Annotated in this window: 7 protein-coding genes; 4 read left to right on the top strand and 3 right to left on the bottom strand. The window is 66.3% G+C overall.

Features of this window, described 5'->3' with window-relative positions:
- Positions 1–53: 53 nt before the first annotated feature.
- Positions 54–2993 (top strand): TonB-dependent receptor domain-containing protein, encoded by a 2940-nt coding sequence (locus QE360_RS16850; protein WP_309703426.1) that lies wholly within the window; start codon positions 54–56, stop codon positions 2991–2993.
- A 117-nt stretch (positions 2994–3110) separates the two neighbouring features.
- Here QE360_RS16850 and QE360_RS16845 read toward each other — a convergent pair whose 3' ends face one another.
- The 3 genes from QE360_RS16845 to QE360_RS16835 all read right to left on the bottom strand — a co-directional run bounded on the left by QE360_RS16845 (position 3111) and on the right by QE360_RS16835 (position 8811).
- A complete protein-coding gene (locus tag QE360_RS16845) occupies positions 3111–6257 on the bottom strand; it encodes a TonB-dependent receptor (protein ID WP_307098017.1) in 3147 nt (1048 codons plus the stop codon).
- Positions 6254–6409: a hypothetical protein gene (locus QE360_RS16840; protein WP_309703423.1), complete on the bottom strand. Its 156-nt coding sequence runs from the start codon at positions 6407–6409 to the stop codon at positions 6254–6256. The genes QE360_RS16845 and QE360_RS16840 overlap by 4 nt, the downstream gene beginning before the upstream one ends.
- Positions 6410–6717: 308 nt before the next feature.
- Complete coding sequence (locus tag QE360_RS16835; protein ID WP_309703421.1) at positions 6718–8811, bottom strand: alpha-glucuronidase family glycosyl hydrolase; 2094 nt, start codon at positions 8809–8811, stop codon at positions 6718–6720.
- A gap of 202 nt (positions 8812–9013) precedes the next feature.
- On the opposite strand from QE360_RS16835, the gene manD reads away from it, so the two are divergent.
- The 3 genes from manD to QE360_RS16820 all read left to right on the top strand — a co-directional run bounded on the left by manD (position 9014) and on the right by QE360_RS16820 (position 12745).
- Entirely contained in the window at positions 9014–10225 is a 1212-nt protein-coding gene (manD, locus tag QE360_RS16830) for a D-mannonate dehydratase ManD (protein WP_309703419.1), read from the top strand.
- 10 nt (positions 10226–10235) lie between these two features.
- Complete coding sequence (locus QE360_RS16825) at positions 10236–11552, top strand: MFS transporter (RefSeq protein ID WP_309704216.1); 1317 nt, start codon at positions 10236–10238, stop codon at positions 11550–11552.
- Positions 11553–11689: 137 nt separating this feature from the next.
- Complete coding sequence (locus QE360_RS16820; protein WP_309703415.1) at positions 11690–12745, top strand: patatin-like phospholipase family protein; 1056 nt, start codon at positions 11690–11692, stop codon at positions 12743–12745.
- Positions 12746–12758: the final 13 nt, after the last annotated feature.

Genomic DNA, 12758 nt, shown 5'->3' with positions numbered 1-12758 from the left:
GTTGGCAGAAACGGGAGAACAGACGCAAAATTGCTCGGAAGGGGGCATCTAACATGGTATATGGCAGAAACTGGCGGCGATCGGCCGCTTTGGTTGCGCTGGCGACCGGATTGGTGACGGCGAACGGCGCGGCGGCGCAGCAGACGCGGTTGAGCAATCCCGATGACGCGGCGGCGGGCGAGGACGTCGTCGTCACCGGCACGCGCATCAAGCGCCCGGACCTGACCAGCAACAGCCCGCTGACCAGCGTCAGCTCGCAGGAACTGACCCTTCAGGGCACCAACAATATCGAGAACGCGCTGAACCGCCTGCCGCAGTTCACGGCGGACGCGAACGAGAATGTCTCGAACGGGTCGAACGGCACCGCGCAGATCAACCTGCGCAACCTCGGCTCGAACCGCGTGCTGACGCTGGTCAACGGCCAGCGCCTGTTGCCGACCCAGGCGATGGACCTCAACTTCATCCCCTCCGCCATCGTGGAGCGGGTCGATGTCGTCACCGGCGGCGCGTCGGCGGTCTATGGTTCGGACGCGCTGTCGGGCGTGGTCAATTTCATCCTGCGCGACAAGCTGGACGGCTTCCGCCTGGATGCGCAGACCAGCATCGCCGACCACACCAACGACAACCAGTTCCTGCGCGGGATCGTGTCGGCGCGCGGCTATCAGACCGCACCCGAACATGTGTTCGACGGCGCCAAGCAGGACATCAACGCCGCGTTCGGCAAGACCATGCTCGACGGGCGGCTGAACATCACCGTCTTCGGCGGCTATCGCCATACCGAGCCGGTGCTCCAGTCGACCCGCGACGTGTCGGCCTGCGCGCTCAACAGCGAACTGACGACCTTCAGCTGCGGCGGGTCGAGCAACACACCCTATGGCACCTTCACGCCGCTCGCCGGTCCGCTGGCGGGGCAGAAGCTGACCAACAGCAAGGACGGCACCAAGACCTGGGTGCCCTATGACAACAGCTACACCTATAATTACGCGCCGCTGAACTATATCCAGCGCAGCGGCGAGCGGTACAATGCCGGTGCGTTCCTCCACCTCGACATCTCGAAGGCGGCGGAAATTTATGGCAGCTTCATGTACATGGACGACCGCAGCTTCTCGCAGGTCGCGCCCTCGGCGCTCTGGTTCGGCCAGACCTATGCCGTGACCTGCAACAACCCGCTGATGAGCGCCAGCCAGCAACAGGCGCTGTGCGGCGCCGCCGCCGGCACCGCGACGACGCAGAACACGCTGGTCGGCTATCGCCTCGGCGGCAGCGGCACCCTGCCGCGTCGCGACGACCTCCAGCATCATTATTACCGCTCGATGGTCGGCGTGCGCGGCGATATCGGCCACGGCTTCAACTATGACGTCAGCGTGCTGCGCTCGGCCGCGCATTATGACGAACAGTATATGAACGACGTCAATGTCGTGAAGGCGCAGCGCGCGCTGCTCGCCGTGCCGGACGGCAAGGGTGGGGCGGTCTGCCAGTCGGTGCTCAACGGCACCGATACGGCCTGTACTCCGATCAACGTCTTCCAGGCGGGCGGGCTGACCGGCCAGCAGGCGCAGTATCTCTACGCGCCGACGACGACCTGGGGCCGCTATGGCCTGAACGTCGTCTCGGGCTCGATCTCGGGCGATCTGGGTACGTTCGGCATCACCAGCCCCTGGGCGCAGGACGGCGTCGGCATCGTGCTGGGCGGCGAGCATCGTCGCGAGACGCTGTACTTCACCGGCGACGAGGTGGCCAAGCAGGCGGGCACGCAGGACTCGGACGGCATCATCGCGGTCAATGAGGGCTTCGGCGAGATCGAGGTTCCGATCGCGCAGGACTCCGCGATCGGCAAGTCGCTGACGCTGAACGGCGGTTTCCGCTATTCGGCCTATAAGAACAACCAGCGTTCGACCGGCTATTCGTCGCGGTACAATGCCTTCACCTACAAGGGCGAGCTGAGCTGGCAGGTGATCGATCCGATCCGCCTGCGCGCCAGCTTCAACCATGCGATCCGCGCGCCCAATATCAGCGAGCTGTTCTCCAACCTGTCGCTGGGCAACGTCAACGCCCAGGACCCGTGCGCTGGTGCGAAGCCGACTGCCTCACTGTCCGCCTGCCAGCTGACCGGCGTGACCGCGGCGCAGTATAACAGCCGCCTCGTGATCGAATGTCCGTCGGACCAGTGCACCGGCCAGTCGGGCGGCAACCGCAACCTGAAGCCGGAATCCGCCGACACCTATACGGCGGGCATCGTCCTGACGCCGGGCGGCGGGCGTAACCTGTCGGTGTCGATCGATTACTTCAACATCAAGGTGAAGGACTATATCGGCACGATCGATACGAACACGATCATCAGCCAGTGCTTCTCGACCGGCAGCCCCTATTATTGCGGGCTGTTCCACCGCGATCCGCTGACCGGTTCGATCTTCGGCACGGGCTATGTCACCTCGACGACGCTCAACACCGGCTATCTGCGCACCTCGGGTCTCGACCTGGCGGCCAATGCGATGGTGCCGATCGGCAATCTGGGTCGCCTCTATGCCGACTTCATCGGCACCTATCTGTTCGAACAGGCGACGCAGCCGCTGCCGACCGGCGACAGCTATGACTGCAAGGGGCTGTTCGGCTATGCCTGCGGCCAGCCCAATCCGGTCTGGCGGCACAATCTGCGCGTGACGTGGAAGCCCGACGCCAAGACCAGCCTGTCGTTCAACTGGCGCTACATCGACAAGACCAAGCTGTCGACGACCTCCAGCAACAGCTTCCTGACCGGCGCGGCCGATCCGATCGACTCGCGTCTGCCCGCCTATAGCTATTTCGACCTGACGGCGGGGGTCGAGGTCGATCGCAACCTGACGCTGCGGATCGGTGCGAACAACCTGCTGGACAAGAGCCCGCCCGCCCTTGCTTCGGGCGTGCTGAACCTGTTCGGCAACGGCAACACCTATCCGGGCGTCTATGACGTGCTGGGCCGCCGCATCTTCGTGGGGGCGACCGTCAAGTTCTGACGATCGTCTTTGCCGGAATAAGAACGGGCTCCTTCCACCGATGTGGAAGGAGCCCGAAGTTTGTCGGGAGAGGATGGCGGAGCCGATCGGCTCCGCCGGGCCTGCCGAAGCAGAGGGTCAGAACGTTCCGCGCAGACCGATCAGGAACTGGCGGCCGGGCTTGTACTGGGTGAAGGTGGCGTTCTCGAACTGGAAATAGGACCGCAGCGTCGCGTTGGTGAAGTTGGCGACGTTGATGGTCAGCTGCGGCGCGCCGGGCATGCCGAACAGCTTGTCCAAGTCGAAGGACGACGAGAAGTCATAGGTGGTGAAGTCGGTGCCGAACAGCGCGGCATTGGGAATGCCGTTCTGCGCCGCGCCGCTGTTCTGCGCGCCCTGACGCGAGGTGGTGGCGACGCGCAGCATCACGCCGTTCTTCTCGTAATAGCCGGTGATGTTGTAGGTGAAGGGCGCGACGCCGAACGCCACGGCGGGGCCGTCGCTGCGCTGGTCGACGATGGTGGCGTTGGCGTTGAAGCCGAAGCCGGTGATGCCGATCGCACGGGTCAGGAAGTCGAGCGGCTGGACCCACTGGAATTCCAGGCCGTTGATGGTCAGCTTGTTGGGCACGTTGACCTGCGAGGTGACCTGCACCTGCGCCTGGTTGGGCCCGCCGCGCGCGTTGATCGCGATCTGCTGCGTCGAGTTCAGCGTGTCATAGGTGATGCCGTACTGCGCCAGGTTCGAGAAGGGCACCGTCGAGATCGCGGTCGTCGTGAAGCCCTCGATCGACTTGCGGAAGGCGTTGAAGCTGATCACGCCCTCCCGCCCGGTATAATATTCGAAGCCCAGGTCCAGATTGGTCGACAGATAGGGCGCCAGCGCCGGATTGCCGATCGAGGCCTGGTCGGCCGAGGGCGCGCCGAAGTTGACGCCCGGCAGCTGCGCCGAGGGATCGGGGCGGGTCATCGTCCGCGAGCCCGCGACACGCACCACCGCATGCTCGCCAATGTCATAGGCCAGCGTCGCGGCGGGCAGCCATTCCGAATAGACGTTGCGCGTGTTGGCGATGTTCACGATGCTGGGATAGCGGCTGCCATCGGGCAGCGAGGCGCCCGAGGCGGTCGTGTTGCGCGGATCGGGCAGCGAGACGCGGCCCGAAATCGTCTGGATCGTGTTGACGTAGCGCACGCCGACATTGAAGCGCAGCGTGTTGCCGCCCAGTTCCTGCGCGCCGTTGACGGTCGCGAAGGCCGACTTGACGATCTCGCGGATATAGCCCGCGCTCGCGCCGGTGTTCGCGCCGCCATTTTCGGGGGCGTTGTCGTGATAGAATTGATAGTTGCTCGCCTTGGCGAAGGCGGGCCAGTTGACCGTCACGAACCCGGCCGGTCCCGGCATCAGATAGCTCGACGCCGCGCTGTTGGGGATCAGCGACCCGCCATAGCTGACCGGCCCGCTCATCCCTGCCGTATAGCCGGTGCCATAGCCCGGATAGGTGGGATAGCCGGCGGGGGCCGCGCCGGGCGCGTTCAGGCCCTCGCAGGGCGGCTGCGAATTGGGGGAGGGGACCGCGACGTTGGGATTGTTGCCGCACACCGCGTTCTGCCAATATTGGCTGTTGTCGAAGCCCCGGATGCGGCGCGCGGTATTGTCGAACGCACCGCCGATCTTCACGTTGAGCGCGGTGTCGCCCCAGGTCAGGTCGCCGCGCATCCCCTTGTTGATGTACAGCCGCCGCTCGTCCTGGAGGTTGACGCGGCTGCCCGCATTCCAGCCGAAATTCTTCGGATCGTTCAGGTCGAGCGCGCTGGTGATCGTCGGGATGCCGCCGTCGTTCGAATAGGTGACGGTGTTGCCAGCGCCCAGCGGCGTGGTCATGCCGACGGTCGGGCTTTCGCGGTGGAAGGTCGAGCGCGCGTAATTGCCCTGGATGTTCAGCTTGAGCTTGTCGTTGATCTCCCACTCGCCGCCGGGATTGACGCTGAACAGGTGCGTCGTCTCGGTATAGGGGCGGAATTCGTTGAAGAACTGGACATTGGCGAAGGTGCCGCCGGTCACGGTGCAGCCCGCGCTGCAATCCGCCTTGTCGAAGGTCAGGTTGGTCGGGATGATCGCGCCGTTGCGGACGATCCAGGCCATGTTCTCGCGCGTCAGCTCGTTCTTCTTGAAGCCGTACAGGCCGTCAATGTAGAAATGCAGCTGGTCGGTGGGGCGATATTCGGCGCTGACGATCGCGTTGATGCGGTCGCGCGGCCCGCGGATGCTGGTGACGCGGCCCAGGCGCGGCAGCAGGCCGTTGTCGATCTGCTGGATGGTCGCGCCCGGATTGTTGGCGAGCAGGAAGTTGCGGTCGATCGTCGTCCCCGCCACCAGACCGCCGCCCGCGCCCGCGGGCACGACCGACGGGATCGTCCAGTTGCCGCCGCCGGTGCTGTTGCATCCGCTGGTCGCGCCGCACTGCGCGGCGGTCAGCGCGGGGTTGGTATAGCCGATCGTCTCGAAGCCGCGCGTGTCGGTGAACAGCCGCTGCGCCGAGACGCCCGCCAGGATGCCGACGGTGTCGTTGCGCCAGCTGCCGATCAGCGATCCGCGCGCACCGATCCGGTCCTCGGGCGTCTGGTTGGACGCCTGGACGTTATAGGCGACGAACGAGGTCTGGCGATCGAAGGGCCGCGCCGAACGCAGGTCGATATTGCCCGCCGCGCCGCCTTCGAGCAGGTCGGCGGTATAGCTCTTGTTCACGGTCAGCTTGGTGAACAGGTCGGTCGGGAAGAAGCTGAGGTCGACCGAGCGGTCGGTGCCTTGCGCGTCGGTCGCGCCCGAGGAGGCGACGGCAATCGGCGCACCGTTCAGCGTGACGTTGGTGAAGTTAGACCCCAGGCCGCGAATGGCGACGTTGGTGCCTTCGCCGGTTACGTCGCGGGTGATGGTCACGCCCGGAATGCGGTTGAAGGACTCGGCGATATTGGTGTCGGGGAACTTGCCGATATCCTCGGCGAAGATCGAATCGGTAAAGCCGGTCGAGGCGCGCTTGGCGTTGGTCGACTTGGCCAGGCTCGAGCGATAGCCGGTGACGACGATGTCCTCGCTCGTCGTGCCCTGGGTCTGGTCGGTCTGCGGCGCGGGGGGCGTCGACGGGCCATTGTCCTGGCCGTCGGCGGGAACCTGTTCCTGGGGCGGCGGCACCGCCTGGGCAAGCGCGGTCGACGCGCTCATGGCACCGGCGGCGGTCGCGCACAGCAGGGCCAGGCGGCGCAGGCGGATGGGGGGCACAGTCCTCATGTCAGGTCCTCTCGGTCGGTCCGCTGCCCTTCGCCGGGACATGCGGCTATTCGAATGTTGATGGCGGTCGGGGCGATCAGGCGTCGGGCGAGCGGTGCGGCAAGGCGGCGGCCGATGATGCGGCCCGCGTGACGCCCGATCGGGTCGGGCATGATGATGCCATGGATGTCATTCCGCTTCCCCTCACAACCGTCTGATGCGGCTTCGTTGATAGCGGTATCGTCAGGCCTATTGGTCTGTAAGTCAAATGAAATTGGCTAGACCAAAGCGTCCCGGCGAAGATTCTTGCCCATCTGCAAGCTGTTATCGATTGCGGGCCGGCGTTCGCGGGTCCCTTGGTCGCGGTGCGGCCGTTACAGGAATCTGCAAGGCAGGCCGGTCATGCCGTCCGCTCGCGCCGACGCCCTACAGGCGGCCGGACCAAAGGCGTCGCGATGGTCCGGCCTCGCTCCGCCTCCGGTCAGTGCGCCTGGCCCGGCGCGTAGGGAAAGCTCCGCGCCTTGTACCAGGCCAGGTCATGCTCGGGCGCACGGACCCCGGCGGGGAGGGGGCGATGGTTGACCGACATCCAATAGGCCAGGCTCGCGTCGCGCCACCACCGGGCTTCCTTCTCCTGGATGGCGAGATAGGTCGCGGTCTTCTGCCAGCGTTCGGCATCGATTTTGGGACGCAGCGTGTCCCATTGCCGCTGCATCTGGCCGACATAGGCGACGCCGCGATCATAATGCGCGACCATTTCGTCCCACAAAGTGCGCCCGCTCGTCATGCGATGATCCCAGGGCAGGTGGTGGAACCAGAGCAGCATCGACTCGGGCGTCGTCGCCGGGTCGGCAAAGGTTCTGGCGACCGGCGCGGCATATTGGCCGACCGCGTTGCTTCCCTTCGCGGTCCGGTCGAAGCCGATACCGCTCGCGTCGGCGCGGTGATAATAGGCCGGGTTCCATTCGGGGCGCGCCAGATCGGCCACCCATGGCCCCGGCCCGTAATGATGGCCGGTCGCCATCAGATGCGCGAGGCCGAGCGGGCCGGTATAGTCGACCACCGCCTCGCGCGATCCCATCATCATCGCGGTGACCGTATCGACCACCTGGCGGTCGGTGCCGAAGGTCTGCTCGGTCCAGTCGCGCGCAATGGCCTGTGCCGACAGGTCGGGGTCCCAGGCGAGGCGGCCGAAGGCGTACCAATTGGCCTGGTTGAAGGTCGATCCGCTCCAGTCGCGGTCGCGCCCGATATTGGCGACGCCCGCCATGCCCGAAAGCGCATGATGCTCCGCCGCGCCGTCGACCACATCGGCGACCGTCTCGCCCGGCTTCCACCCGGTCTTCGCGTCGAGGACCTCGGTGAACAGCGGGCCGAGATAGGCGAGATGGGTCGCGAAGCCGAGATATTCCTTGGTGATCTGGAACTCGATCATCAGGGGCGTGCGCGGCATCGCGCCGAACAGCGGGTGGAAGGGCTCGCGCGGCTGGAAGTCGATCGCGCCGTTCTTCACCTGCACCAGCACATTGTCGGCGAACTTGCCGTCCAGCGGCTTGAACTCGGTATAGGCCTGTTTGGCGCGATCTTCGGGATCGGTCTCGGCATAGACGAAGGCGCGCCACATCACGATGCCGCCATGGGGTTTGACGGCGGCGGCCAGCATGTTGGCGCCGTCAGCATGGCTGGCCCCGTAATCGCGCGGGCCCGGCTGCCCCTCGCTATTGGCCTTGACCAGGAAGCCGCCGAAATCGGGGATGGCGCGATAGATTTCGTCCGCCTTGGCCTTCCACCAGGCCGCCACCGCCGGATCGCGCGGGTCGGCGGTCGTCAGTCCGCCCAGTTCGATCGGTGCGGAGAATTTGACCGAGAGATAGACACGGATGCCCCAGGGGCGGAAGACATCGGCCAGCGCCGCCGCCTTGGCGATATAGGGCGCGGTCAGGCTGTCGGCCTTGGCGTTGACGTTGTTCAGGACGGTGCCGTTGATCCCGATCGAGGCGTTGGCGCGGGCATAGTCGGTATAGCGCGGATCGCGGAAGTCGGGCAGCGTCCACCAGTCCCACAGCGACTGGCCCGCATAGCCGCGCTCGATCGAGCCATCGAGATTGTCCCAATGGTTCAGCACGCGCAGCTTCACCTTGGGCGCGGACCGCAGCTCGACCCGATCGGCCGTTCCGCCAGTGGCAAGATGGCGGAGCAGCGCGAAGGCACCATAGAGCGCGCCGCGATCGCTGTTGCCCGCGACCAGAAGCATGGTCCGGCCCTGCAACGTCACCGGGCGGACCAGATACCCTTCCTCGCCCAGCCCGCCGAAATTCAGCCGCAGCGTGCGCAGGGCCGGGTCCGATGCGGTTGCCACCATGACGGGCGGCGTGCCCGAGGGGAGGGCGCGCCTCAGTTCGGAGCCCGCCAGTTCCAGCGTCGGAGACGTGCCCGACACCCTGACATCGGCCTGCCCGACCGTCGGTGCGGCGGTGCGCAGCCACAGCGCATAGCCATCATCCGCCATCGCCGGAAAGGGCAACGCCACCAAGGATAGGGACAGCGCGGTGGCCCATGCGCGAATCCGTTTCATGCCATGCTCTCCCGATGTGTCGGCGATTGACAAGCCGACGCTTGACCCGCACGTTACCGCTATCAGACCAATTGGCAAGTCCGGTCAGACCGGCTGCCTGACAGGAGAGGGCCGTCATGAGCCGCAGGCATCGAATGATTCGCCATGCCGTTTTGCGCAGCCATCCTTCTGTCGCGCTTCTGGTCGCCTGAAGGACGCCGCCATGCCCAAGATCGTTTCCGCCCGCCTGATCGTGACCTCTCCGGGGCGCAACTTCGTCACGCTGAAGATCGAGTGCGACGACGGCACCACCGGCCTGGGCGACGCGACGCTCAACGGCCGCGAACTCAGCGTCGCCAGCTATCTGCAGGATCACGTCATCCCCTGCCTGATCGGGCGCGACGCGCACCGGATCGAGGATATCTGGCAATATCTCTACAAGGGCGCCTATTGGCGGCGCGGCCCGGTGACGATGACCGCGATCGCGGCGGTCGACATGGCGCTGTGGGACATCAAGGGCAAGATCGCCGGACTGCCCGTCTATCAGTTGCTGGGCGGCGCGGCGCGCGACGGCTGCCTCGTCTATTGCCACGCCAACGGCACCAGCATCGAAGATACGATCGCCACCGCGATCCGCCACCGCGACGAAGGCTATCGCGCGATCCGCCTGCAATGCGGGGTGCCGGGGCTGGCCTCCACCTATGGCGTCGCCAAGGCGGGACAGCGTTACGAGCCCGCCGATGCCGACCTGCCCAGCGAGAGCGTCTGGTCGACCGAGAAATATCTGCGCATCGTCCCCGAACTGTTCGCCGCCGCGCGCGAGGCGCTGGGCTGGGACGTGCACCTGCTCCACGACGTCCACCACCGGCTGACCCCGATCGAGGCGGCGCGGTTGGGCAAGGATCTGGAGCCCTATCGCCCCTTCTGGATCGAGGATGCGACCCCGGCCGAGAACCAGGACGCGTTCCGCCTGATCCGCGAGCATACGACGACGCCGATCGCGGTGGGCGAGATCTTCAACTCGATCTGGGACGCCAAACATCTGATCGAGAACCAGCTGATCGACTATGTCCGCGCCACCGTCGTCCATGCCGGGGGGCTGACCCATTTGCGCCGGATCGCCGCGCTCGCCGATCTGTATCAGGTCCGCACCGGCTGCCACGGCGCGACCGACCTGTCGCCCGTCACCATGGCGGCGGCGCTGCACTTCGGGTTGTCGGTGCCCAATTTCGGCATTCAGGAGCATATGCCGCACACGGACGAGACCGACGCGGTCTTCCCGCATCATTACCGGTTCGAGGACGGCATGATGCATCCGGGCGATGCGCCGGGGCTGGGCGTCGAGATCGACGAGGCACTGGCGGAAACCTATCCCTATAAACGCGCCTATCTGCCGGTGAACCGGCTGGAGGACGGCACCCTGTGGAGCTGGTGAGATGAGCGACATGGCCAACGCCGCCGCGACCGCCCCCGAAACCGCCGCGCACGCCGTGCCGCCGCCGCGCGGGCGGGTCCGCTGGGTGATTTGCGGCCTGCTCTTCGCCGCCGTGGTGCTCAGCTATATCGACCGGCTGGTGCTGGGCGTGCTCAAGCCGCAGCTGACCGCGCTCTATGGCTGGACCAATAGCGGTTACGGCGACATCACCGGCTATTTCCAGGTCGCCTATGGCATCGGCTTCCTGTTGTTCGGCTGGCTGATCGACCGGATCGGGCCGCGCGCCGGGTATCTGCTGGCGATGGGCAGCTGGACCATCGGGCATTTCGCGCAGACGCTGGTCACCTCGACCACCGGCTTCGTGATCGCCCGCATCCCGCTGGCCTTCGGGGAGGCGGGGACCTATCCCTCGGCGCTCGCCGCCGCGTCGCAATGGTTTCCCAAGAAGGAACGGGCGCTGGCCATCGGCATCTTCAACGCCGGGGCCAATGTCGGGGCGGTGGTGACGCCGCTGCTGATCGGCTTCATCGTCGCCGATCTGGTGCTCGACTGGCGCTGGGCGTTCATCATCACCGGGCTGTTCAACCTCGTCTGGCTGGCGGCCTGGTGGCGGCTCTATCACCCGCCCCATGCCCATCCGCGCATCACGCCCGAGGAGCGCGCCTGGATCGAGACCGAGCCCGCCGAGACGAGCGGCCGCGCCGGGTTTCTCACCGTCCTGCGCCACCGCGAGGCCTGGTCCTATATGACCGGGCGCTTTCTGATCGATCCGGTCTGGTGGACCTTCCTGTTCTGGCTGCCCGATTTCTTCCACAGCCGTTACGGCTATGATCTCAAGAGCTTCGGGCCGCCTCTTGTCGCCATCTATATCATGGCGGATGTCGGCGCGATCGTCGGCGGCTGGTATTCGTCGCGGCTGCTGAAGGCCGGGGTGGCGACCGGGCGGGCGCGCAAGCGGGCGATGTTCTTCTGCGCACTGTTCGCGCTGCCGGTAATGTTCGCGGCACAGGCGAGCAGCATCTGGATCGCGGTGGCGATGATCGGTCTGGCCTGCGCGGCGCATCAGGGCTTCTCGACCAACCTCTTCGCGCTGCCCGGCGACCAGTTCCCCCGTTATGCGCAAGGTACGCTGATCGGGCTGGGCGGTTTTGCCGGGGCGACCGGCGGCTTCATCGCGTCGAAGGCGCTGGGCATGTTGCTCGACCGGGTGGGCAGCTACCAGCCCTTCTTCATCGCCTGCGGCCTGGCCTATCTGGTCGCGCTCTTGGTCTTCCACCTGCTCAACCCGCGCTATCGGGACGTCCGGATCGGGAGGACACGCGACTGACGCGGGACGCGGCGTGACCGCCCCGGCCATGGGCCGGTTTCATGCTGCACTGCATCCAAATCCGGCGGCGTTCGTTGCATCCCCAAGCGGACCATGGGTCGTCGCAGACCCGTGAGGACGCCTTTCGGGAGCCCGCCATGACCGACACCGCATCGCCTTCGACCTCTTCCGCTCGTCCTCGGCTGGCGCTGGCCTTGCAGGGGGGCGGGGCGCACGGCGCCTATGGTTGGGGCGTGATCGAGCGTCTGCTGGAGGAGGAGATCGACATCGTCGCGGTCAGCGGGGCGAGCGCCGGGGCGTTGAACGGCACCGCGCTGGTCGCGGGACTGGCCATCGGCGGCCGGGACGGTGCGCTGGCGGGGCTGGAGCGGCTGTGGAGGGCGGTGTCGCACGGATCGCCGCTACGCGCCTTCGATCACCAATGGGGCGGGCCGCTGTTCGAGCCGTGGTTCCGGCGCTCGCTCGAAATGTCGAAGATGATGAGCCGCTATCTGGCGCATCTGTCTCCACAACTGCGCGAGATGCGGGCGCTGCGCCAGGTGGTGTCGTCGAGCATCGATCTGAGCGCCCTGACGCGCGACGGGGCGCTGCCGCTCTATATCGCCGCAACTGCGGTGTCGAACGGCGCGGCGCGTCTGTTCCGCAACGACGAGATCACGGTCGATGCGATCATGGCGTCGGCCTGCTTGCCCGATCTGTTCGCGGCGGTGACGATCGATGGCGAGGACTATTGGGACGGCGGCTTTTCCGCCAACCCCGCGCTGGAGCCGCTGATCTTCGACCATCATGGCGCGACCGACCTGTTGATCGTGCAGATCACCCCCTTCGGTGTGGACGAGGCGCCGACCTCGCTGGGCGGGATCATCGGGCGGATGAGCGATATCGGCTTCAACGCCTGCCTGTTGCGCGATCTGAAGGCACTGACCGAGGTGCAGGCCATTGCCCGCAGCGCGGGCTCGTCCGATCCGGCTATGCAGGCGCTGGCCGCGACCAATCTGCACATGATGGCCGCCCCGACCGCGCTGGCTGAACGCGGCTCGGCGAGCAAGCTCGACACCCGCTGGTCCAAGATCCAGGAACTGCGCGATCTGGGGCGGGCGACGGCGGCGGCGTGGCTGGATGAGAATGCCGGTCAGTTCCGCCGGTCCTCGACCCTGACCGATGACGACCTGCCCGAGGCGGTGGCGGCCTGATCCCCCCATCGCT

This window comes from Sphingomonas sp. SORGH_AS_0789 (genome assembly GCF_031453055.1).
Classification (GTDB): Bacteria; Pseudomonadota; Alphaproteobacteria; order Sphingomonadales; family Sphingomonadaceae; genus Sphingomonas.
Note: the sequence above shows the minus strand (reverse complement) of the source record. Positions and strands in the feature narration are given on the sequence as shown.

What these genes read in the sequence shown, in the direction of transcription:
- QE360_RS16845 (WP_307098017.1), bottom strand. Translation starts at nt 6,257, where the DNA reads ATGAGGACTGTGCCCCCCATCCGCCTGCGCCGCCTGGCCCTGCTGTGC.
- QE360_RS16820 (WP_309703415.1), top strand. Translation starts at nt 11,690, where the DNA reads ATGACCGACACCGCATCGCCTTCGACCTCTTCCGCTCGTCCTCGGCTG.
- QE360_RS16835 (WP_309703421.1), bottom strand. Translation starts at nt 8,811, where the DNA reads ATGAAACGGATTCGCGCATGGGCCACCGCGCTGTCCCTATCCTTGGTG.
- QE360_RS16850 (WP_309703426.1), top strand. Translation starts at nt 54, where the DNA reads ATGGTATATGGCAGAAACTGGCGGCGATCGGCCGCTTTGGTTGCGCTG.
- manD (WP_309703419.1), top strand. Translation starts at nt 9,014, where the DNA reads ATGCCCAAGATCGTTTCCGCCCGCCTGATCGTGACCTCTCCGGGGCGC.
- QE360_RS16840 (WP_309703423.1), bottom strand. Translation starts at nt 6,409, where the DNA reads ATGCCCGACCCGATCGGGCGTCACGCGGGCCGCATCATCGGCCGCCGC.
- QE360_RS16825 (WP_309704216.1), top strand. Translation starts at nt 10,236, where the DNA reads ATGGCCAACGCCGCCGCGACCGCCCCCGAAACCGCCGCGCACGCCGTG.